Annotated in this window: 18 protein-coding genes; 14 read left to right on the top strand and 4 right to left on the bottom strand. The window is 60.0% G+C overall.

Annotated elements, in window-relative coordinates; genetic code table 11:
* Nucleotides 1-150 precede the first annotated feature (150 nt).
* The 14 genes from AOC05_RS00205 (at nucleotide 151) to AOC05_RS00275 (ending at nucleotide 15398) form a co-directional block, all read left to right on the top strand.
* On the top strand, nucleotides 151-699 hold the full coding sequence (locus tag AOC05_RS00205; RefSeq protein ID WP_157374845.1) for a hypothetical protein: 549 nt from the start codon (nucleotides 151-153) through the stop codon (nucleotides 697-699).
* Nucleotides 699-1859, top strand: coding sequence for a C40 family peptidase (locus AOC05_RS19915; RefSeq protein WP_062004626.1), 1161 nt, complete (start codon nucleotides 699-701; stop codon nucleotides 1857-1859). Before AOC05_RS00205 ends, AOC05_RS19915 begins: the two co-directional genes overlap by 1 nt.
* Before the next feature lie 103 nt (nucleotides 1860-1962).
* Nucleotides 1963-2250 (top strand): hypothetical protein, encoded by a 288-nt coding sequence (locus AOC05_RS00215; protein WP_062004628.1) that lies wholly within the window; start codon nucleotides 1963-1965, stop codon nucleotides 2248-2250.
* Nucleotides 2251-2313: 63 nt separating this feature from the next.
* Complete coding sequence (locus tag AOC05_RS00220) at nucleotides 2314-3771, top strand: type IV secretion system protein (protein WP_062004629.1); 1458 nt, start codon at nucleotides 2314-2316, stop codon at nucleotides 3769-3771.
* A complete protein-coding gene (locus AOC05_RS00225) occupies nucleotides 3764-5236 on the top strand; it encodes an SCO6880 family protein (protein ID WP_062004631.1) in 1473 nt (490 codons plus the stop codon). The genes AOC05_RS00220 and AOC05_RS00225 overlap by 8 nt, the downstream gene beginning before the upstream one ends.
* Nucleotides 5233-6690 (top strand): hypothetical protein, encoded by a 1458-nt coding sequence (locus tag AOC05_RS19650; RefSeq protein ID WP_062004633.1) that lies wholly within the window; start codon nucleotides 5233-5235, stop codon nucleotides 6688-6690. The genes AOC05_RS00225 and AOC05_RS19650 overlap by 4 nt, the downstream gene beginning before the upstream one ends.
* Entirely contained in the window at nucleotides 6687-8498 is a 1812-nt protein-coding gene (locus AOC05_RS00235) for a type IV secretory system conjugative DNA transfer family protein (protein WP_062004635.1), read from the top strand. The genes AOC05_RS19650 and AOC05_RS00235 overlap by 4 nt, the downstream gene beginning before the upstream one ends.
* Entirely contained in the window at nucleotides 8485-9018 is a 534-nt protein-coding gene (locus tag AOC05_RS00240) for a hypothetical protein (protein ID WP_062004637.1), read from the top strand. The genes AOC05_RS00235 and AOC05_RS00240 overlap by 14 nt, the downstream gene beginning before the upstream one ends.
* A gap of 51 nt (nucleotides 9019-9069) precedes the next feature.
* A complete protein-coding gene (locus tag AOC05_RS00245) occupies nucleotides 9070-10221 on the top strand; it encodes an ArdC-like ssDNA-binding domain-containing protein (protein ID WP_062004639.1) in 1152 nt (383 codons plus the stop codon).
* 59 nt (nucleotides 10222-10280) lie between these two features.
* Nucleotides 10281-10781, top strand: a complete 501-nt coding sequence (locus AOC05_RS00250) for a single-stranded DNA-binding protein (RefSeq protein WP_062004641.1) — start codon at nucleotides 10281-10283, stop codon at nucleotides 10779-10781.
* Between the two features lie 822 nt (nucleotides 10782-11603).
* On the top strand, nucleotides 11604-12467 hold the full coding sequence (locus AOC05_RS00255; protein WP_062004643.1) for a ParA family protein: 864 nt from the start codon (nucleotides 11604-11606) through the stop codon (nucleotides 12465-12467).
* Nucleotides 12468-13085: 618 nt separating this feature from the next.
* Nucleotides 13086-13748 carry an HNH endonuclease gene (locus AOC05_RS18585; protein WP_197277859.1) on the top strand — a complete coding sequence of 221 codons (663 nt, stop codon included), beginning with the start codon at nucleotides 13086-13088 and terminating at the stop codon, nucleotides 13746-13748.
* A 218-nt stretch (nucleotides 13749-13966) separates the two neighbouring features.
* Complete coding sequence (locus AOC05_RS19165; protein ID WP_157374849.1) at nucleotides 13967-14911, top strand: hypothetical protein; 945 nt, start codon at nucleotides 13967-13969, stop codon at nucleotides 14909-14911.
* A 4-nt stretch (nucleotides 14912-14915) separates the two neighbouring features.
* The gene (locus AOC05_RS00275; RefSeq protein ID WP_062004651.1) at nucleotides 14916-15398 is read left to right on the top strand and encodes a hypothetical protein; all 483 of its coding nucleotides are present in this window, start codon (nucleotides 14916-14918) and stop codon (nucleotides 15396-15398) included.
* Between the two features lie 360 nt (nucleotides 15399-15758).
* On the opposite strand, the gene AOC05_RS00280 is transcribed toward AOC05_RS00275, so the two are convergent.
* The 4 genes from AOC05_RS00280 to AOC05_RS00295 form a co-directional block, all read right to left on the bottom strand.
* On the bottom strand, nucleotides 15759-16340 hold the full coding sequence (locus tag AOC05_RS00280) for a hypothetical protein (protein WP_157374851.1): 582 nt from the start codon (nucleotides 16338-16340) through the stop codon (nucleotides 15759-15761).
* Nucleotides 16341-16367: 27 nt separating this feature from the next.
* Complete coding sequence (gene mobF / locus AOC05_RS00285) at nucleotides 16368-19961, bottom strand: MobF family relaxase (RefSeq protein WP_062004655.1); 3594 nt, start codon at nucleotides 19959-19961, stop codon at nucleotides 16368-16370.
* Nucleotides 19958-20506 carry a hypothetical protein gene (locus AOC05_RS00290; protein WP_062004657.1) on the bottom strand — a complete coding sequence of 183 codons (549 nt, stop codon included), beginning with the start codon at nucleotides 20504-20506 and terminating at the stop codon, nucleotides 19958-19960. Before AOC05_RS00290 ends, mobF begins: the two co-directional genes overlap by 4 nt.
* A gap of 496 nt (nucleotides 20507-21002) precedes the next feature.
* On the bottom strand, nucleotides 21003-21629 hold the full coding sequence (locus tag AOC05_RS00295; protein WP_062004659.1) for a hypothetical protein: 627 nt from the start codon (nucleotides 21627-21629) through the stop codon (nucleotides 21003-21005).
* Nucleotides 21630-21640 lie beyond the last annotated feature (11 nt).

The following is a 21640-nucleotide window of genomic DNA, read 5'->3' on the forward strand; positions in this document are numbered from 1 at the left end:
AGCTACCTGCCCCGTTCCCGGCGGCAGTGGTTTCTGATCGCAATACTGGGAGTCCTAGCGACCGTGGTCATCGTATTGTTTTTGGCCCCAGGCGTCGGCACGTCCCAACGGGCCACGAGTGTTCCGACATCCCTACCCGTGGCGAGCCAAATGGCGACAGATTCAGGTTCTGGAGTCGCAGCGATTACAGCGCCGACTGATGTTACGGTGTCGCCGGGGGAGCCTCAGACCCTCGATTTCCAGAAGTACGCCGAGGACACTGCCCGTGCGCTGTACACCTGGGATACACGGACCTCAAGCTATACGCAGACATATGCGCATGTGCGCAGTTGGTGGATGGTCCTCTCAGATGGTTCCAACCCGCTCACCGTGTACACGCAAGAGTTTGAGGAAACTGGGATTAACTCGGCAGCATTCGCGCAACTCTCCGCCTATGGCGCCTACCGGACGGCCACAGTTGTCCAAACCAGCTGTGACAATGCGCTGGCACAATTTCGGGACCATCCGGCCCCGTGGGCCGGGCTGCATGTCTGCACCATGACGGTCAGCGTAACCGACCGCTCCGAGGCAGATCCGCACGCGACTGCTTACCGTGTTCCGGTCAGCGTCATGGTGAACTGCCCGCCGGCGGTAACGGCGCCGGCTAATCGTTGCGCACTGGCCGGTTTTTACACCTCGGCCAGCAGAATCGTCTACTGATGCCCACGACAGCCCTGGCCGCGATCGCGAAAGCGCGACTGATCCAGAAAGCACTTGCCGCGCTGGTCGTGGTGGTCCCCGTGGGAATGGTCGCCCTGCTCGGCGGGACAAGCATCCTTGTTGCCCAGATCGCTGGTACAAGCTCATCCTGCACGTCGGCATCTCAAGAATCGGCGTCCACTGGAACTGCTCTACAACCGGCAACCCCACTGAGCAACGGCGTTGGGAGCATCACGATTCCGGGGCCCGGCGGCGTACCCCTGGTACTTGACCCTCAGCAGCAAAGTGTCGCCGGAAGCTATATGACGGTGGGCCAGCCCCTGGGTGTGTCGGAGAAGGGGATCCAGATTGCCATCATGGTCGCTCTTCAAGAATCCGGGCTGAAGATGCTGGCCAATCCTGCTGTCCCCGAATCGCTGAGCATGCCCCATGACGGTCTGGGCTACGACCATGATTCCCTCGGATCAGCCCAACAGCGCCCCAGCGCAGGGTGGGGGAGCGTCCAAGAACTCATGACTCCCGCCTACGATGCCCAAGCTTTCTTTGGCGGTCCGCGGGGACCCAACCACGGCTCCCCTCCTGGTCTTCTGGACATCCCGGGCTGGACGTCCATGGGTCTGGGACAGGCGGCCCAGGCTGTGCAGGTGTCCGCGTTCCCGGAGCTCTACGAACGTTGGGCGCCCACGGCTCTGGCCATCATGGCGTCCGTCAATGGGACGAACGTCCCGCAAACTTGCCTACAAGCGGCGCCTGCAGACGCACCGTCCTCACCGCTAGTCCCGGCCAACCTGAGCGGGATACGGCAAGCCATTCTCCGGTATGCCCAGGAAGGTGTGGGTGGCAGTTATGTGTGGGGCGGAATGTCGTTCAAGGCGTGGGATTGTTCCGGTTACGTGCAATGGATCTATGCCCAGGTAGGGATTGCGTTGCCTCGGACGGAGCAGTGGCTGGCTGGGCACCCCACTTCCGCGCCGCAGCCGGGAGATCTGGTGGTTCAGAATCCGGATGGGCCAAACCATTGGGGTCATGTCGGTATTTACGCGGGGGCAGGGATGATGTACAGCGCTTTGAATCCCACGGTGGGCACACTGCTCCATCCCGTGGGCTGGAATCCCGGAACACAGTACTTCACCCTTCTCGAACCCGCACCCGCCGCCTAAAGTTCGACGGCGAACGCAAGTCATGCAGGTCGGGGCCAGATGGCTCATGGAAGTGGAGAAGCAAACGCAAGGTCTGCGTCTAACATCCGGATGGAGTAGTGTCATGAATTTCGCGCCAGTGGACCCCGGAATCGTCCCCAATAGCAGCTTTCCCTTCTTGGACTCCCTCAAGCAGATTGGTGGAGGAATCTTGGTCGGCGCCTTTATTGTCATCGCCATTGTGGCGATCATTGGGGCCGCCATGCTTTTGGCGGGAAAACTTAGCCAATCCTCGAGGCTGGCCTCTGGCGGCGGGATGATCTTGCTGTGGACCGGTCCCATCGCGGCGATCCTTGGTGGGATCAACGGCTACATCCTGTGGTCTCAGACCGCCTTCCACCTCGGGTTCTGAGCGTTCGTCATGCCACCGCTGGAATGTACCTTCGGAGGATGGTGGCCCCTGGGCTGCGGGGTTGTGTCCGCAGTCAAGGACACCGTCACATCAAGTATTAGCGGATTCTTTGCCGGCATTTTGGAGAGCATCGCCTCTTGGTTATGGTCCTTCATTTCCGGGGCGTTCGGTGTCTCCGATGTTGATGACTCCCAATGGACGGCGGTCCAAGGGCTGACGAGCTGGTGGGTCGTTGTCATGATGACACCGTTGGTTGCCGTCATGATCCTGCAACTGGTCGCGGGCCTCATCTCACAACAACCACGCCGGATCTGGCGGGCACTGATCGGCGGTTTTGTTGCCGTGCCCGTCGTCGGCGGGGCCGTGTATCTCATGCAGGCCCTGACCCATGTCAGCGACAGCGCCTCAACGGCCCTATTGAACACCATGGGTCCAGACCCGTACGTGGTCTTCATGCGACTCTTTGGCTTCCAACGAGGGCCAACCGGGTCCGGTCAGGCATGGATTGTCAGCCCGATCGGTGGGCAAGCCTCGACAGGGGACCAAATCACCGGCACCATCGTCATCACCGTCTTGGCAACCCTCATTGTCTGGGTGTTGGCGTTCATCCTGATGTGTTCGATGATCTTCCGTTCCTTCGCCCTGATCGTGCTGGCAGCGGTTGCCCCGGTGGCCCTGATGCTGATGCCATGGGAGAAGACCAAGTCTTGGGCTGGGCGGTGGTGTGAGATCGTCGTTGCCCTGCTGCTCGCGAAACCACTGGCAGCGACTGTTCTGGCCGTGGCCGTCAAGCTATACGCCAATTCCACCTCCTTTGCTGGGATGGCGGCCGGCGCTGTGGGCATGACCCTCGCCTGCGCAGCACCGCTGATGGCTCTGAAACTAGTCGGATTCGCTGGCGGGGAACTGGCGGCAGCAGCCCAAACAGCAGGTGGAGGCCATATCGCCCATACGGGGGCCAACTTTGCCGGACGTCAGCTGGGGCAGCAGCTCCGTGGCCACCACATGCTCACCTCCGGAAGCATGAAAAGCCCGAAAGTGGTGCAGTCGAGCGAGAAACCAGAGACGGCTCACGTGAAGGATTCTGCTGATTCCGGTGCGGCATCCTCGCCAGAGAAGCCCAAGATTCAACAACGCCCGTGGGCGGCGGCGAAACCCGAGTCTCCTGCGCCGCAGGATCCTACCCGTCAGGCTCCGGCCGCACGGCCTCCTACCGCGGAGGCTCCTACTGCGTCGGGTCCAGACCCGGCATCGGCAACCCCGGCCTCGGGTCGACCCCAGTATTCTGGACAGCCCCGCGCGCCTCAGTCACCGCCGACGGGGAACCCTGCCTCGGCAGGGAAGAACGCGCCGGCATCACCACAGCAGGCCAGCCCCAGCGTGCCGCGACCAGGAGTAAGCCCATCGAGTCCTGGCGCCCCACGCCCTAACCCATCATCTGGGCCAAAGCCGCAGCCACCGATATTCCGGACCGACAACCCACCCATCAGACCGCCCCACACTGGAGGACATCATGAGTGAGGACAGCAACGCCCTGCAACCGGTGAGTTTTCCGAGGCATGAACGCCGCGGCGTCATCGTGGGGTTGCAGTGGTACCAACTTGGCCTCGCCGGGGGCGGTGTCCTCATTGCAGGAGTGTCCTCGGCCATCGGCGGGCCAGCTGGCTTCCTTGGATCCAGCCCGGCCTGGATCTTCCTGCTACTCTTTGGCGTCCTGCAATATGCGAGAACCCCATATCCACTCTGGGCGCTGGCTGGGACCCGGTTTCTGCTGCGGAAGCTGACCGGGCAGACTTCCTACTTCCTGCCTACCGAGGACCCTGTCCCAGTCGGTACCTTGGTTCTTCCCGGCGGGCTCGCGTCCTTGGCCATCCACCGCACTGTCATGGGTGAATGCTTCATTGTGGATACCCAGTCCCACGAGGCCTTCGTAGTCCTGCGCTGTAGGGCCGGCGCTTTTGCCCTGCTGGATGATGACGACAAGGCTTACGCCGTCCAGGGCTGGTCCCGGGTACAGGCCTCCCTGGCCAAGCGGCCCGTCGTAGCCAGGATTGCCGTCCAGGACCACACGGTCCAGTTTCCAGCCACGGCCCTCCAAGACTATTACGACCAGCAAGTGACCTCCCGTGGCGGAGAAACCCCCGCCACCGGCTGGGGCGACAGCTCCTACAAGGACCTTATCGCCGCGGCAGGGACGGCATCGAGCCACGACATTCTCCTGACACTGGTGTTGAACACCGCCAAGGCCCGACGCCGGATCCATGACGCCGGCGGCGGAGCCATCGGACTGGAGCACACCCTGCGCTCAGAAATCCATGCCCTGCGCACCGGGCTCAAAACCCACGGGGTGATCGTGGAGGAATGGCTGGGAGATAGGAGCTTCGCCGCGGTCCTGCGAGGAGCGTTTGACCCTGAATCGGTCATGCGTATCGCCCAACGGACCGGGGACTTTAAGGGCGTGGACCCGAGCCAAGGCGGCCCTATGGCTTTGGAAGAACACTGGTCCTACATTCGCACCGACAGCGGCTTCCATCAAACCTTCTGGATCGCGGAATGGCCCCGCCAAAAAGTCTTCCCAGGATTCCTGCACCCGCTGGTCTACGTCGGCGGCTTCCGGCACACCGTCACCCAGGTCATCAAGGCCATCCCCACCGACCAGGCACTCAAGGACATCCGCTCGGCCCAGGAAGCACATGAGACCAGGCGGCGGATCAACGCAAAGTTTGACCGTCCCAGCACACGCGAACAACGGGCTGAGGAAGAAGAAGTCCAACAGCGCGAGGAAGAGATCGTCGCCGGCCACGGTGACGTCCGCCCCGCCGCGTACATCACCATCACCGGGAACTCTCTGGAAGAACTCTCCAGCCACCGACAGGAACTCGAATCAGCGGCCGCCAGCGCCTTTGTCGATCTGCGGCTGCTCGTGGGAGAGCAATGGCCGGCCTTCATCGCCGGGGGACTGCCCTTGGGAGGGGGACTGAAATGAAAACCACCCAGCAGGCTGTCGCCTTCATTCCAAGCCAAGAGTCCCGCAGCGCTAGGCGAGAACGCCGAGGGCTGCAGGGCCAAGTCGTCGCCGGCGGACAGGAACCCTTCTGGAAGAAGATGGGACTGTTGGCCGGCGACGAGGAAGGACCCGCCACCACGAACCCGCAGCCATACGGTTCGCATTCGCTTAAAGGCCCGCACCGGCTGCACCCGGCCCCTCACCGTGCCTCCACAATGACCTTCGCCGCAGCGTATCCCTTCATCACCGAATCCGGGCTCGGCCACGAAGGCACCTACATCGGCAGCGATGTTTTCGGCTCCGGCGCCTTTACCTACGATCCCTGGGTCCTGTACGAGAAGGGCGTCATCAGCGGCCCCTCCATCGTGATCATTGGCACCGTGGGCACCGGCAAATCCATGTGCGCGAAGTCCCTCGTAGCCCGATCCATCACGCTGGGCCGCAAAGCCGCCGTCGCCTCCGATCCCAAAGGCGAATGGGTCCCCGTGGCGAACGCTGTGGGCGGCAAGGTCATATCCGTGGGCCCTGGCCGGTCTACCCGGGTCAACCCCCTGGACGCAGGTCCGCGCTCCCGGGATCTCTCGAACGCACAATGGCAGGCCGTGGTCCGGCAACGACGCCGGCAACTGCTGGTCGCCCTCGTATCCCTCATGAGACAGGGCGTTCCGATGCATCCGGTCGAACACACCGCCCTAGACATGGCGCTGACCGAGGCGGTAGCCGCCAACGAGACACCCACACTACCCATGGTGCTGGGATACCTGCTCAACCCCTCGAAGGAGACCCGGCAATTGGTGGGCCCTGATGGTGGCCGGGCGGTCGCCCATTCCCTGAGGCGCACCGTGTCCGGGGACCTGGAGGGCATGTTTGATGCACCCTCCACGGTCTCCTTTGACGCCGATGCGCCCATGATGGTCATGGACACCTCGGCCCTGATCGGCGCCTCGGAACAAGCACTGTCTCTGGCTGCCGCCTGCGGGGCCACCTGGTTGGAAGCGGCCATCACCAACCCTGATGGCGGCAAACGCATCGTGGTCTACGACGAGGGCTGGCGCATGCTGGCCGACCCCTACATGCTGGTCAAAATGAGCGAACAATGGCGCCTGGCCCGCACCTACGGCATCGCGAACCTGTTGATCATGCACAAGGTCGCAGATCTGAATGAGATTGGCGACAGCGCCAGCGGCCACCGCCAAAAAGCTCTGGGCCTGCTCACCGAGGCGGACACACGAATCATTTTTCGCCAAAAGCACGACTCCATGCGCCTGACTAAAGAGGCGCTCGGACTCACCGAGGCCGAATGCGGCCAGGTGGAGGAACTACCAAAGGGCGTCGGGCTGTGGAAGGTCGGCAACCGTTCCTTCGTCGTCGCCAACCAGGTCACCAGCGACGAACTCAAGGTCTTCAGCACCGATCACAGGATGCTGCCATGAGCATCGTGCACGCAGACTCCACACCCCTCATCACTGTCGGCCTGCTGTGCGCAGCAGGGTATGTCGGATTCAGCGCCCTCACCGCGGCCGCCGCGAACATGGCTTCGCAGTGGAAGTGTGGGCAGGGGTTGAACGGCCCAGCGAGTCCGGTGGCCGCCGTCGGACTTTTTACCGGAAACTTTTCCGCCATTGGACAGCCGCCGCAGGGTTGTGAGGTGGGCGTCGGCGCCGTCTGGGCCCTGCTCGGCCCGGTGCTGGTCCTGCTGCTGGTGGCGGTGGTTGCGGCATGGCTGATGTGGCGCAGCTGGCGCCAATCCGGGGCATGGCTACGGCAAGACATCCTCGGCCGGGACGGCATGGCCCAGCGCGCCGAATTGGTGCGTGAGTTCGGCAGGCGGGCCGCCCTCAAACGAGGCAGGATCACCCGCCCCGGACTCAAACACCCACACCTATCTGACGTGTCCTGGACCCTTGGTACATCGCGTGGCACAAAGGTTCACGTCTCGACCGAGGAATCCATGGTCATCCAAGGAGCCCCACGCTCCGGGAAAGGACTCTTTGTCGTCATCAATGCCATCTTGGATGCACCAGGAGCGGTGGTGACCACCTCCACCCGTGCCGACAACCTTGCCGTCACCATGAAAGCCAGGGCCACCGAAGGGCGCCCCGTAACGGTCTTTGACCCACAAGGCATGTCAGGACTGACGTCCACGCTACGGTGGTCCCCGGTGCGTGGCTGTGAGGACCCGGACGTGGCCGTCCGGCGGGCCCTGGTCATTTCAGCGGATTCGAAAATGAGCGGCGAAAACGCCGCATGGCAGAAGCGGGCACAAATCGTACTGCAATGCCTGCTCCACGCAGCGGCTCTCTCGGGGGAGGGCATCCAGGCCTTCCGGCGCTGGTCATCAAACCCCACACTGGCCACCGAGGCCCTGGACATCCTGCACGGGCCACGGGCAGCCCTGGGTTGGCATTCAGACCTGATGGGCATCCTCGAAGACGACCCCCGAAACACCTCAAACTCATGGATCGGCGTCTCCGCCGCCGTCGCACCCCTATCCTCACCCAGAGTCCTCGCAGCCCTTGACCCGGCGAACCGGGAGGACGAATTTGATCCCAAGGCCTTCATCCGTGACCGCGGGACCCTGTACCTGATCGGCACCAAGTCCGGGGCAGCAGCGGCGGGACCATACCTCTCAGCGCTCATTGATGACATCGACGCCGCGGCCAGGGACATGGCCTTCACAGCCCCGGGCGGCAGGCTGGATCCGCCCCTGTCCCTGATCCTGGATGAAATCGCAAACCTCTCGCCCTGGCCCGGGCTGCCGATCGTGCTCTCCGATGGCGGCGGCATCGGGATCTCCACCATGGTCGTGCTCCAATCCCTGTCCCAGGCACGCTCAGGCTGGTCCATCGAGGAAGCCTCCACCATTTGGGAATCGGCCATCATCAAGGTCATTTTCGGTGGTGGTTCGGACGAGCGGGACTTGCGCGACCTAGCGTCCTTGTTGGGGGAGCGGCGCCATACCTACAGGACCCACTCGTGGTCATCCCAAGGCAGGCAGGAAGGCGAACAGATCCGGGACCTGCCCGTCATTGCCTTGCACGAAATCCGGCGCCTGCCCGCCGGGACTGCCCTGATGCTGGGCCGGCGCACCCGACCCATCCTGCTGGACCTGCGCGGCTGGCACCAACGCCCCGACGCAGCCGCACTGGGCCGCTCCAAGATCGAAGCCGAGGACGCCCTCGCCCAAGGCCACATCCACCAACAAGACCTGGAACAGGAGATCCGTGATGAACCTATTTGACGACGACGAAGCCGCAGACAAGCTCTTCGGCGACCTCACCGCGGGCGAGCCTCTTGAAGGGCCTCGCGGCAGTCTGGTGGATCCCACCTATCGATGGCGGGACCTTGACCGTGTGAGCGCACCCAAAGCGTGGACAGCGTTGAGCGGGTGGGTCTCATGGTTCGTGACAACCTACCGGCTCACGACCTCGGTCGTCCCTGACTGCTGGTGGCGGCACCCCGAGCTCGTCGCCGAACTGTACGCCCTGCAAAAAGCTGAACTTGCCTCCTACACTCCAACAGATACTGGCTTCGGCCCGCTCGGGTTCCACGAACGGCTACCCCCGGCCATCGAACGCCTGAGGCAGGAAACCAGAACCATCGGCTGCGTGGGACTCCAAACCCACCGCGAGACCAGCCCCCGGCTGCTGCCCACCGATGACCCGGAGTTCCTGGCGTGGAGCGCCGAACCACACCAAAAGGCGACTGACAATTCAACGAAAGCTGGTCATGTCGTTGAGGGCAGTTCGCGCCATGGATAAGTATCACCGCAAACACGGAGAAAACTCTTAGAAGTAAGGGAGGCGGCCGCCGTGGCCCCTGCAACAAACGAATACCCGGACAGCAAGGAGGACGTGGGCCAGCACCCGGCCGGCCCACGTCCGAGTAACGAGGATCGGCTGGTCGGGCTGACTCAGCAACTGCAAACCCTTATGGAGAACGCCATTTCGACACCCGGACGCTGGCACATGCTCCTCGATACCTCGGCGACCCTGTGGCGGTACTCCGGCGGCAACATCGCCCTGCTCATGGCACAAATGGAAGAACGCGGACAACAGCAACCCCAGCTCGTTGCAGGCTTCCGTGAATGGGAACGCCACGGCCGCAACGTGCTCAAAGGCGAGCACGCCCTGTGGGTCCTCGCACCACGGACAGCAACCAAAAACACGGAGGCGAACGTGGCTGCCGACACCAAGCCAACGCCTTCCCTTACGGAACAGCCCGCCGGCAACGCCAAAGAAACAGATCGCCGCAAGATTGTTGGATGGCGCGCCCAATCAGTGTTCGACGTGTCCCAAACTGAGGGTCAACCCATCTATATTCCGCGTCCCTTGGTGGGCGTTGGATCCTCGCCTACGGGGTTGTGGTCATCGTTGGTGAAATTCGCACGGAACCAAGGATTCATTGTTGAGCAATCTATGAGCCAATACGGCCTCTCGAGCGGATACACAGACTTCGCCGGCTGCAAGGTCCAGGTTGGCGCCTGGCTGGGCAAAGAGCAACGCGTCGCCGTGCTCGCCCATGAACTCGGCCACGTCTGCCTCCACGGACCCGACGACAAACTCGGGAAACTCTACGGAAGCGGTCTGGACCATCGCGGCTTGGCTGAAGTGGAAGCCGAATCTGTCGCTTACACGGTGTTACGCGCCCACGGCATCGATCGCAGCACCCAATCAGGCAGCTACCTCGCAGGATGGGCTGACCAAGTATTGGCCGTCGAAGAACTCAGTCTGCCCGGTTCAGGGACAGCGAAAGAGCCAGCCAGCAGGCTAGAGATTGCCCGGTCAACTCTGGCCCGTGTCACGTCCGCTTGTCGCTCCATCCTAGAAATCACGCAGCCTCACAACCTAGGTGGCAAGCCCGCCACGGCCGATGTGGCCGTCGCCAACGACCGAAAGGACTTCACCGGTCCAGTGGCAGCCCACCAAGCAATCAATATTGTGTCGAAGATCGACGCGTCATAAATCAGATAAGCCTCCCAACCGGGCACACCGGCCGGGACCAAGAAAGGTAGGGAATGAAAATGGGTACCAGAATCCCAGTCAGCATCAATGGCAACCTCGTCACCGACCCGGAACTCACCTACGGGGAGTCCGGCATCGCGCACGCAAAGCTGCGCGTAGCCGTCAACCAGCGTTTCCAGGCAGCCGACGGCACCTGGCGCGACGGCATCCCCGTCTTCCACAACGTCTCCGCCTTCAAGGCACTTGCCGAGAATGTCGCACGTTCCATCAGGAAGGGAGACCCCGTCACCGTGACCGGTGATCTCGAATTCAGGTCCTACGAGAAGGACGGTGCCCAGCACGAAGCCCGACGCATCGTTGCCGAAGTCGTCGGACCCGACCTCAGGTTCGGAACAACCTCCTACGAACGGACACCCAAACCTGCCCGTACGATAAACATGGGAAGCCCAGAACATGTCCAACCCGAGTCATCGGTTACGAATGGTTCGGGTTGGGTCCCGACGATGCCCGCCACATCTCCGTCGGTGGGAGGAGCCAGCTCCAGCGGTCTGCAAATGTGATTCCGAAATGGTCAGTGACGATTCGCCTGACAGCAGTCAGGCAACCTACGCGCCGGCAGCCTTGGCCGCCGCATTGATCCACAGGTTACTGGTGGTGGACTGGTGGCGCATCGCAATACGGGCGTAGTCGGCCATCCTTTTCAAGGATTGCTTTGGAGTGTCTCGTAACTAGCGCCGGGTACATTGATTCAGCTTACGCGATTCGACACATAGTTCCGGGAATCGCTAGCTGAGGACCAACTGAAATACCACAACGCAAAATACTGCGTTGCTGTCGTGACGGCTGCTCGAAAAGTGAGGCACCAAATATCCCTAGACATAAGTGACTGCTCGCCGACCGAACGCGCCCGCTGCGGCGGGAATGCACCTGTCTTTTCCCCGTGGAATTCGGCGTTGACGGGCCATATTTGAACGGCGTTCGGCTTCGTAGCTTCCGATTACGAGGGCGCCAGCGGCGGCTTCGCGTCTGAGGCGGCTAGGTTATTTAGGGGGAAAGGTTCCGCCGTCCGCCGGCAATTGCGCGTTCAGCCATCGGTGCGGGTAGCGAGCGGCCATATGGTCGTAGGCCACACTTGACAAGATGCGTGGATAGCGTTCACACTTGATTAAATAGATGTGAACGTCGTTAACAGGAGTGGAATGCCGAGCGAAGATTTAGTAGGACTCGCAGAAGTCGCCGAAATGGCACGAGTGCGCAAGACTGTGGTCTCTAATTGGCGAGTTCGTGATCCTCGTTTTCCCGTTGCCATAGCTGATCTACGGAGCGGACCTGTTTTCCGCCGAGACACCATTACTCGATACCTACGAAAGCGGAATAAAACCATGGCGCATGTGATTTCTACCATCAACCTAAAGGGTGGCGTGGGTAAGACGACTACTACTGTCGGTTTGGCTGAGCTACTAGCAGTTGAGTTCAATAAGAAGGTTCTTGTTATCGATCTCGATCCCCAAACAAATGCCACTACAGTCCTAATTGGAGAAGACCGCTGGCGCGAGCTCAACAACGACGGTCACACTCTCGCGACTCTCTTCAAAGATGCCTTGCGCCCCCAAGGTCAGCCAGCAGAGTTCGACCTAAATGCCACGTTGCAGCGGAACGTGAGTTCGGTCGGAGAGGTTGAAAATGTAGATTTGCTTCCATCCTCCCTTGACTTGATCGATGTCCAGGATCGTTTGGCGTCAATGCCGTCGGGCCAGTTCTTTTCCAACAACCCGACCGACCTCTTGCGTCGCGCGGTACAGCCAATCCTTAACAACTATGACTACGTCATCGTTGACTGCCCGCCCAACTTGGGTATCGTTACCCTCAACGGAATCCGTATCTCCGAGAGCTACATAATTCCGACTATCCCGGATGTTCTATCAACCTACGGAATCCCGCAGATTCAGACCCGAGTCCAGGCCTTCGCAGATAATTTGGGACAAACTATCAGTGAGCTGGGCATCGTCGTCACCAAATATCGTTCAAGCTCAACCTTGCATCGTACGACGATCGCTCGTTTGAAAGAAGACAAAAAGCTACCTCAGGTGTTCAAGACAGTCATCCCTGAAGGAAACGCCATAGCTGCCTCGACTGAGTACTCGTCCACGTCCACGCTAAGGCAGAAGTACGCGTATCAGGGCGGGTATGAGGCTTTCCGCGATTTAGCTGCGGAGGTCATTTACGCTGCGGAGGCAATCGCATGACGGAGGAACGAACTATCAAAAGCGCACAATCTGCACTGGATGCTCTACTAACCCTTGGGGAGAGTCGGCCCGAGCTTGCGGACACGTTGTCGGGCTTGATGACCGCTATTGCCAATGAAGCAGTGAGAACGCCGCGCTTTGCCAACTCTCTCCAGTCTTCTCTTTCTACCGGTTCGACAACGACTCCGAAAGCCAGGAGAACAGGCCGTCGGACGCCCGGAATCATTGACCCCTTCGCGATTTATGGCAACCTTGACGAGGAGGGTCTTCGAGAGCACCTCTCAAGCCTTGACCTAGAGCAATTGCGGGACATCGTTGCTGAACATGGGATGGACCACGACCGGCTAGCTATGAAGTGGAAAGATCCACAGCGCGTCATTAATCGCATTGTCGAAAAGGTTGCCTCTCGGACATCCAAAGGCTCAGCCTTCCGGCCGGAACCGCAATCTACGAGCGACCGGGTATTTCCAACCCCTTAAACCCTCCGTGCCGCTTATTGGGGTCGATTGCATCCGACGGTAACGCGATGGGCCTAGACTTCGAAACATGCGAATTAATTGGACACGGGATGAAATTATTCTTGCTTGCCATCTTGTGCAAGGTAACGGATGGAAGAGCATGAGTGATTCTGTTGCTGCCGTTGGGGAACTCTCCAGGATTCTCAATCTGAGCGGTCTTCACCCAGTTGAACATCGCAGCAATAAATTCCGGAATCCTGCAGGCGTCGCTCGTAAGACGGCAGATATTGCTACCCAGCATCCCGATTATCTTGGTAAGCCCACAAACGGGAATCGACTTGACCGCGAAGTTCTTACCGAGTTCCTGGAAGAGCCGTTGCGTATGCAGATGATCGCTGAAGAAATTACCGCGAGTATCCTTCGTGGAGAATCGGTCATGCTGCCCGACGAGGATATTGATGAGGCGGAAGGCTCTGCCAGCGAGGGACGCTTGTTGGCTGCCCGACACTTCAGGCGTGAACGCAGTCCACGGCTACGTGCGAAGAAGATTGAGGAAAGCCGAAAGAAGGGGTTACCTATAGTCTGTAATGTATGCTCTTTCGCCTTTGGATCGATTTACGGCGAGAGGGGATTCGAATACATTGAGGTTCACCATGTTCTGCCGCTACATGTCTCAGGAGAAGTCCAGACCAAGCTCAGCGACCTAGTGATGCTTTGCGCGAACTGTCATCGAATGATCCACCGTGGAAAGCGCTGGCTGACTGTCGAAGAACTACGTGCCGTAGTGGCACTTAATAGCCCTGACCCGGTACTTGTAGGCTAGTGGTTCCGCCTGGGCAGTTTGCAGAGATTCCCGGTACTTATTTAGCCAGGTAGCGATAGAGTCTCGGGACATCGACCCCTGGCGTAGCGGCAATGTCCTCGATAATTGCCGCTGTGATCACGGGGCAGTTGAGAGTAGTCGTTTTTGAATGCTTGAAAAATGTACCGACAAGAAGTCGCAATGAACTCGATGTCACTGACCAATGACATGATGGCATTATGACAAGATCTGGGGCACGGCGGAACATCGAGCGACGTATTTATTTCTATCGGGCGGACACCGGAGCTGATGCAAGCGGGGTCGCAATTCCTCTCGATCTAAAGCCCGCTCTCCAGGCCGTTGAAGCAGTACCGTTTAAAGCAAATTCGAAGCGATATTGGCCCCAGCGTGATGGTGACGACATTGGTCTCTGGACTACTGGCCAGGATTATGATCGATTCGTTCTTGCTGCTGTTAGGCGTTCCAGCTTGCCTCAATCTGAGCTGAACGGAACACTCGCTGATCTGAACTTGGGTGCTGGTGCTGGTCTGCATGAACCAATCCATGTTCGCGTGTATCCTGACAATCTTTTGGGGATTGAATTCAATTTTTACGGCCCTCGAGCATCTAGGTTGCCACTGTATTTGAAGCATGTAGTCCCCACTGCGCAGGAGTTCACTATGGAGTCCTTGCTCCGTAAAGATGCACAGGATCAGCTTGATCGCGTCGGCGAGATAAGAGTACTCGATCTGCACATCCGTCCGTCCTACATAGCGCAGGTGAAGAAAGCCGGCAAGTCCCTTGGCCAGGCGTTCGACGCATTGGAAAAGGTCTCAAATGCCCAAATTCTGGGCCTGACCTTGCACCCTGAGCCACATAAGCGATCGTCCCTCGGAACGAAAACACTCAATGTTGTTCGCAAGCTATCGCGTGCGAACAACATTGCGCAAAACGTCACCACATTCAAAGTGAAGGCCGTGAATCCGCTTACTGACAAGGTGGAGACAATCAATCTTCTGGAAGACAAATTGGTCAGTAGTCAGAAGGTTGTGACCGTCGGACCCAACAGCCGTGCGGTCGATTCAATATCGGCATTTGCGGCCATCGACAGCGCTTATGCGGCACTCAAATCCGAGCTACTAGTTGCGGCAGGGATTTCTGGCGTAAATACAAGTAGTCCCTAGCATCATGGCCCGCTTCGACAGGTTCTGGCCCGAAATTGTTGCCCTCTTTGCAGGCACTATTCTAGGTGTCTGGGCGGATCGTCTTATTGAGCCGATCCTTGCGCCATTCCTAGCCGATGACCCAGCTATCGTCTATGGCGCTGTGGTTACCCTTCAAGGCACACTGTTGGGCTTCGTTCTTGCAGCATTAACGATTGTTCTGGGATTTTCGCAGTCTCCCCAATTTAAAATTTTGAAAATTTCTGGGCAGCTTCCGACACTTTATAACGTCTATATCGCAGGTATCAGAGCTCATGCCGTCTCGACAGGCACGGCCCTGATCGCCCTGCTTGTCACCGTTGGCAGCAGTATCGCTCCGACCCTGGCGTGGCTTGTTGCGACCACTTGCACTCTGGCGCTCGTCCGACTTGGACGAACTCTTTGGGCCACCAAGAAGGTTGTAAATGCGCTTGGGTCAGATCTCTCACGCGAGCCGGGTGAGCGCTAGTCTGCTGATCACTATGCAATGGGTCTAGCAGCCAAGAATGAATTTAGCTTCATGATCCAGCCATTTTCAATGGCAAATTCGAAGAATCAAGAATTGATCGCCTGCATGCGCCCCTTTATATAGTTGGCGGATAAGCTATCTCCAATCTGCCGATTTCGAGTCCAAGTGAAGGGTCCTGTCGAGCGGATTACTGGTCTGTGGCCCAAGGCAAGGGACAACAATTGTCGACACCCATATCTGACGTTTGCGTCGGAGTGGGATTCGAAATGAAATAGGGCGGGCGCAAGTTAACAAGATCATGCTGACTCAAGTGGCGTCGGATGGTTGATGGTCTGCAGCATCATGTTTGAATGCCCGTTGTCAGGCCTTGGAGGTATTGGCCCGGTCGAGAGATTGATACTTTGGATCCCTGAAGTAGGGAAGTGCTTCTTCAGATGCGTAGGCGTGGTAGTCAGCCGCCAGTAGGTAGTAGACATTTGGCCAAGGGCCGTGTACCTGGATTTGAGCAGGATCAGGCGAGATCAGGAGCACTGAACCACGCCAAATCTCATCAGGTATGGCTTCCATCCATGCCCGCTGGACGTATCCGAATTTGTCCCACCGGATCGTCACCCATGTACCAGTTGGGTCCAACGCGTGGATGTCCAGAACGGTGACTTCGGTGGTGACTCGGAGCTGGCTCTTGACGGTGGCGAAGTGTTCCCATTGTTGGAGGGCGTGGGTGATCCATGCCCTCGTTCGGCGGGTCTTTACGAACCAAATGGCTGTTGCGACTCCGGCCAGGACGATGGCGGCAGCCGTGAAGGCCAAGCCTGCTGCCGAGGCGGACGGCTGGCCCAAGAATAAGCGAATGGCAATGGCGAGGCAAACGCAACTAAACACAATGAGTGTGACAGCCCAGCCGGATGAAGTCTGAGGTTTGATCATCGGATTCGTTCGCATGGTTTGACCTCCGTCTATGGTCCGATTTTACAGCGAGGGACCGACAACGGGCAGCCGTGAATATGGTTGGGCTGTGGGCTCAGGTGACGTCGTCGACGACGTTGCAGTGGGGGTGCTGCTCTTGGCTGCGGCGACGTGGCCCTCGAGCCGGGCTCGCTGGTCGGACTGGTCCCAGTCGGTCGCGCTGGGAAGCGTTCCTAGGGGCAGTGCAGGGTTGTCAATGTCCCAGCGGTCGCGGAAGCCGGCGACGTCCCGCACCAGGGATTTCCACGCCTCATCGTTGGCTTGCAAGCCGGTTTGTGCTCGAAGTGCACCCATCCAGGGGTCTTCGTTGGCGAGGGCACGGACGGCCACCGCGGCCACCCTTTCGACGATCCGCTGCTGAATATTGTTGAGCATTTCCCGGAGGTCCTCCCGGTCCGTGGGCACCGTCCCAGGCGTAGGCGCCAATGTAGTCGCAGCGGGAAGCTTGTGCTGGAGGGCCTGGAGGCGTGAATGCACGACGGCGGCAAGGTCACGGGCGCCAGCAGTTGGTTGCAGCCCGCTGACCAAGGCTTGCTCCGCGAGGTTCCGGTCGGCGACGGCGGTGCGCCGCCACGAGGCAACCATGGCACCCCACGACGGCGATTCGTGCATCACTGTCAAGAGATCGGGGGAGTGGGCATCGATGAGGTGGGTGACGTCGTCGGACGCGGCGATTTGTGCCAAGTAGTCGTGCTCGGCCAGCAAGCGGGCCAGCGAGTTGGCCTGGTTGCGTTGTTCCTCCCGGACCTCGTGGGCCGTGTGTTCGGCACCTTCGACAGAGAGAACGGCACCGAGGATTTGTCCCCAGTCAGGCAGGGATGCCGGGTCCACGCCGTGATGGTCGCGCGGGTCTGGCTCGCTTATGTAGGCGTGGTTGCCAGCCTTCCCTCGTGTCATAGAGACATAGAAGAGTTCCCGGGTGAGCCTGCCTTCGCTGACCAAAGTGTGGCCGGTATCCACGGTGATTCCCTGGGAGCGGTGGGCGGTGGTGGCGTAGCCGAGCTCTACGGACTCAGCAAGATAGCTGGCGCTGAGGATAATACTTGCGCCATTGTCGTAGCGGATCCCTTCGATGGATCCGTCCGGGTTCGGCGGATATGCGACGGCGATGAGGGTGCCGTTGCGGATGAAGTCACCTCTCTCATCGAGGATGCGGCGGTCGTTGCGCCGAGCCAAGATCGTGTCGCCGCAGCCGGCGTGGAGCCCGTCGCTGAGATCCACGGTGGCTTGTGCGTCGACGGTGCCGGAGCCGACACGGTCGGCTTGGGCGCGTTCGTTGAGCATAGCGACGGTGTCATTGTCGGGGGCAATCAGGATCGAGGTCTGGCCGCTGCGGATGTCGGCATCCCAGCGGTTGTAGGCATAATCGACCATCGCATCGTATGTGCCGCTGCTGATGCGCTCATGCGCGTCGTAATCGGCAATGACGTCGAAATCGCCCTTGCGGAGTTTCAGCGATGCTGCGCGTTCCCATTCATTCGTGAAGCGCCAGACCGTGCTGAGCCGTTCGGCGCAACTTGTCCGGTCCAGCCAGCCAAGGACGCCGCCGGCGTCGATGGAGTCCAGTTGTGCGGGGTCGCCGACCAGCAAGATCTTTGCCCCGGCGCCCGTGGCCTGGTCGAGGAGGGCGGCGAGCTGGTACGTGGAGACCATGGATGCTTCATCGATGATGACCAGCTGATTGGGGCGGAACTGCCACTTCGATTGGGCGGCTGTGAGGGCGCTCATACGCTGCGCAAGGCGCTCCAATGCCTTTCGGGTCTCAGTGCCCTGTCGTGGGGATTGACAGGCTGCCTGGTACCTTTCGGCGGCTTCTGTGTAGTGTCCGGCCCGTATGGCAGCGCCTGGTCCGGTGGATTCGTAGAGCCATTTGCTCACGTTGTCCGTGGCGAGTCCGAGCTCGTGGCCGAGGACGTCAGCAGAGGCCGCAGCGGGGGCCAGCCCCACAACGGTCCCTGCACCGAAGTTGGCTTCCCAGAGGGCTTTTACGGCGCTCATCGTGGTGGTCTTGCCGGTCCCGGCTGGACCAACGACGGCGTCCAGTCGCCGTCCGCTGGCCAGAACTGCCTCGGCGGTCCTGCATTGTTCTCCCTTCAGGGACTCGCCACGGATGCTGACGAATTGTTGGAGAGCGTCCTGGACGGTCGTGTGCTCGAGGTGTGGGCCGGCGTCGTGCGTATGGGCATTCATAATGGCTTCCTCGTTCGCGAGCGTCGAGACATCGGTGAACAGGTGGGCGCTGGCCATGTCAAAGACGCTGCGGCCGTTGAACGCCAGGTCCGGGGCTGTGGTGGTGGGGATGCCGTAGCGAAACTCGTTGAGCGCAACGGACTGCTCCTCCGCCGATGTGGCGATGGCCGCCATGAGTTGAAGCCGGTCGGCGGCCGTGGCACAGCGGATCTCGAGACACACCCGTTCTGCCTCGGCAAGGAGGTTCCAACGGTTCCAGGTGGCCCGCCGCCTGGCGACCAGGTCCTTGACCAGCCCTGCAGTGCTGTCGATCCAGGCGTCGTCAGTGTCGGCGGACGTGAGTGGGTGGGTGTGGGAATGGTTGATGGTTGCCGCCAACACGGTCTCGGGATCGAAACCCTTGGTAAGCGCTCGTTCGCGCCACTGCCGGGTGCGGACGTTGAGGGGGACGACGTCGTGGTTCTTGGCCGTGCGGGTGGTCAGCGTGGCCTGTTGCCGCAGCTTGAGTTTGACGGCGGCGCCGGGCTCGCGGCCGTGGGTATCGGACCAGTCCTTGATGAGTCGGGCCGCTTCAATGTCGATCAGCCGGGACCTGCTGGAAAATTCGTGGATGAGTTCATCGTCCACACCGGAGAGTTCGAAGCTGTAATTGTGGATGGCGCTGGCGCTGGCGGGTGAGCGGACTTCGGCCTCGGTTCCCAGATCCCGGCTGAGTTGGTCGAAGAGGAGCCCGTTGTAGTGTTGGCTGGCGGTAACGGTGGCCTTGTACAGTGTGCGCGAGTCGAGAGCGGTCCAGGCTCCGTCGGTGACGCGTTGGGCCCTGTTGGCGATGACGACGTGGGTGTGCAGCTGGGGGTCTCCGGAGCGGGATTCCCAGTGGTCAAAGGCGGCCGAGATGGCGCCGTGGATGCCGATGTGGGCGACTCCCGCATGTCCTGCACGGGTGTGGATGGCGGAGGTTTCCAGCCACGCCAGGGTGGCTTCCATGGCGGCATGGTGGGCTGCCATGATCTTGTCCTTGTACTCGTCACTTCCCAGGGCCCACAGCACAGAGATGGATTTTGGCACACTGAACGTGAGGTCAAAGCCGGCCACTGTTGCGCGGCGTACAGGCTGGCCGTTCCTGCCGGTGACGGTGGATGCCTGGTTTGGCTTGTGGCCCAGAGATGCTCCCGTGGAGGGGTGTTCGCCTCGTTCAAAGAGAGCCTTCGCGGCCGCATCGGTCACGGTGGAGTGGAGGCCCCTCCCGATGCCGGGGAGTCCTGCGCCGAGCCATTGCCCGGGGGGATTGCTGGCGTTCGTGTAGTAGCCGGTCAGGTCCCTGGTCTCGACGTCGGCATGGCTGGTTGTCTTGAGCAGGTAGGAGACGCCGGCAGCGGTGGACAGGCGGGCTATGGAGACGGTCATGACTTGCCCATTTCTGTGTTCCAGCCACGGCGTGCGAAGATCGCGGCCGACGTCTTATCGAGTCGAGTGTTCGCGTCCCAATGCAAGGACAAGACTCGAACAGCGAGTTGTTGCATATCCTTGACCGTTTGTCGTTCGCGAAGAAGTCGCCCGGCATTTTCGTGCTGCAAGCGTTGCATCGAGCGTTCCAGCGCGTCGGCCCTCGACTCTGCCCGTGATACTGCCTGGGCGCTTTCGTTGAGCTGTTCGTAGGCCGCTACAAGCCTGCCCTCAAATGACCGAGTCAGGGTAGCAAGCTTGCGCTTGTTCGTGGACCTCAGGCTCCGGATCGAAGCCGCATAGATGGCGGTGAGCGCCGCGATCTCCTTCTGACTATTGGTCTTGGACTGGTCAACATTGCAGGTCTTCCGGAGCGTTTCATCATGGAGGCTCTGCCGGTACTTTCGTTGCCGCTGGCGGTGGGCACACGCCGGGCGGCAGAAGAGCTGCCGGGGACTGGCCGGTGTGAAGGTGGTGTTGCATTCGGGGCATGTTTGCGCATTCATACTCCTCCATCGCGATTTTGCCCGTTTGCCCCATGACCAACCGTCACGCATGCCGTGACGGCAACTCGCTTGGGTGCCAACAGTGTGAAGGGATTTTTGGTTGCGGAAACTGCACGGTAATTAGGGGTGCTTTTGCCAGGGAATTGCTCGTGGTGGGATCTGACTGGGGTGGTGGGCTGGGGGGAATATCGGTGGGCTGGTGGTGGCGCAGGGGAGTGCCGCATGAGGTTTTCATGCGGCACGGGATCTCCTGATTGGGGTGATTATTGGATGGCGAGCCGGAGCCTCTCGATTTCGGTGGGGTTGAATCCTGACCAGTGGTGGTGGTCGTTCACGATAACTATCGTTATCTGAGGAAAGCCCTAAGTATCAATTGATCGCGCGACGCGCACTGTCCTTGACGTCATCGAGGCCCGCAGCATTCACTACCTGGGCTTGAAAGACCCGATACGGGAAGGCATATTAATGACCCATCGATGTTGATTGCGGGCCTTAGCTACGTGCTGGTGCCTTGGGAAACTTGCTGCCTATTTTGAGCCCGTCGCGGGGCCCAATACACTCCGTCGATTCTCATGATGGCCAAGAGTCCACCCGTCCACAAAAGTGTTGAGGCAAGAATCAAAACATCCGCTAAGGTGCCGGTACCAGCCAGAATTGACAGCACCGTCCAAATGGTTGCACCAATGGCTGCGAGGCAGAAAACTGTTGCCGTCATAATCATGGATCGCTGCGTCGGTAGGTGAGTTCCTTGGCTGGCAGGAAGCTGCGATTCTTCTTTGAAGAGATTCCCCATGAATATGCCAGCGAACGCAGGGTAGTAGGCATAGCCTGCTCGGGGGTCGATGAACTGTATGGCTACCGCTATAAGAATGAAGACACCCACGACGGCGTAAAGGAAGCGCGAGGTGCGCCTGACCGATTTCACGCCAAAGTAGTCGTTCCGAAGAAGCACGATGGCCCTAGCGAGGACAACCCCCGCCAACACTATTCCAAAGACCACGCCCACTGCCGTGTCACTGCCAGACTTCGGTAAGACAAGCAACAGGACCAGCGTGAACAATGACAGCAACGCCATCACGACAGCGCCGCCAATCCTGAACTGAACCTCTCGATTTGATCGCATGCCCCATCGTC

This window comes from Arthrobacter alpinus (assembly GCF_001294625.1).
In the GTDB taxonomy this organism is placed as follows: Bacteria; Actinomycetota; Actinomycetes; order Actinomycetales; family Micrococcaceae; genus Specibacter; species Specibacter alpinus_A.

What these genes read in the sequence shown, in the direction of transcription:
- AOC05_RS00225 (WP_062004631.1), top strand. Translation starts at nt 3,764, where the DNA reads ATGAGTGAGGACAGCAACGCCCTGCAACCGGTGAGTTTTCCGAGGCAT.
- mobF (WP_062004655.1), bottom strand. Translation starts at nt 19,961, where the DNA reads ATGACCGTCTCCATAGCCCGCCTGTCCACCGCTGCCGGCGTCTCCTAC.
- AOC05_RS00275 (WP_062004651.1), top strand. Translation starts at nt 14,916, where the DNA reads ATGGCCCGCTTCGACAGGTTCTGGCCCGAAATTGTTGCCCTCTTTGCA.
- AOC05_RS00295 (WP_062004659.1), bottom strand. Translation starts at nt 21,629, where the DNA reads ATGCGATCAAATCGAGAGGTTCAGTTCAGGATTGGCGGCGCTGTCGTG.
- AOC05_RS00280 (WP_157374851.1), bottom strand. Translation starts at nt 16,340, where the DNA reads ATGCGAACGAATCCGATGATCAAACCTCAGACTTCATCCGGCTGGGCT.
- AOC05_RS00290 (WP_062004657.1), bottom strand. Translation starts at nt 20,506, where the DNA reads ATGAATGCGCAAACATGCCCCGAATGCAACACCACCTTCACACCGGCC.
- AOC05_RS00235 (WP_062004635.1), top strand. Translation starts at nt 6,687, where the DNA reads ATGAGCATCGTGCACGCAGACTCCACACCCCTCATCACTGTCGGCCTG.
- AOC05_RS00240 (WP_062004637.1), top strand. Translation starts at nt 8,485, where the DNA reads ATGAACCTATTTGACGACGACGAAGCCGCAGACAAGCTCTTCGGCGAC.
- AOC05_RS00250 (WP_062004641.1), top strand. Translation starts at nt 10,281, where the DNA reads ATGGGTACCAGAATCCCAGTCAGCATCAATGGCAACCTCGTCACCGAC.
- AOC05_RS19165 (WP_157374849.1), top strand. Translation starts at nt 13,967, where the DNA reads ATGACAAGATCTGGGGCACGGCGGAACATCGAGCGACGTATTTATTTC.
- AOC05_RS18585 (WP_197277859.1), top strand. Translation starts at nt 13,086, where the DNA reads ATGAGTGATTCTGTTGCTGCCGTTGGGGAACTCTCCAGGATTCTCAAT.
- AOC05_RS19915 (WP_062004626.1), top strand. Translation starts at nt 699, where the DNA reads ATGCCCACGACAGCCCTGGCCGCGATCGCGAAAGCGCGACTGATCCAG.
- AOC05_RS00255 (WP_062004643.1), top strand. Translation starts at nt 11,604, where the DNA reads ATGGCGCATGTGATTTCTACCATCAACCTAAAGGGTGGCGTGGGTAAG.
- AOC05_RS19650 (WP_062004633.1), top strand. Translation starts at nt 5,233, where the DNA reads ATGAAAACCACCCAGCAGGCTGTCGCCTTCATTCCAAGCCAAGAGTCC.
- AOC05_RS00205 (WP_157374845.1), top strand. Translation starts at nt 151, where the DNA reads ATGGCGACAGATTCAGGTTCTGGAGTCGCAGCGATTACAGCGCCGACT.
- AOC05_RS00215 (WP_062004628.1), top strand. Translation starts at nt 1,963, where the DNA reads ATGAATTTCGCGCCAGTGGACCCCGGAATCGTCCCCAATAGCAGCTTT.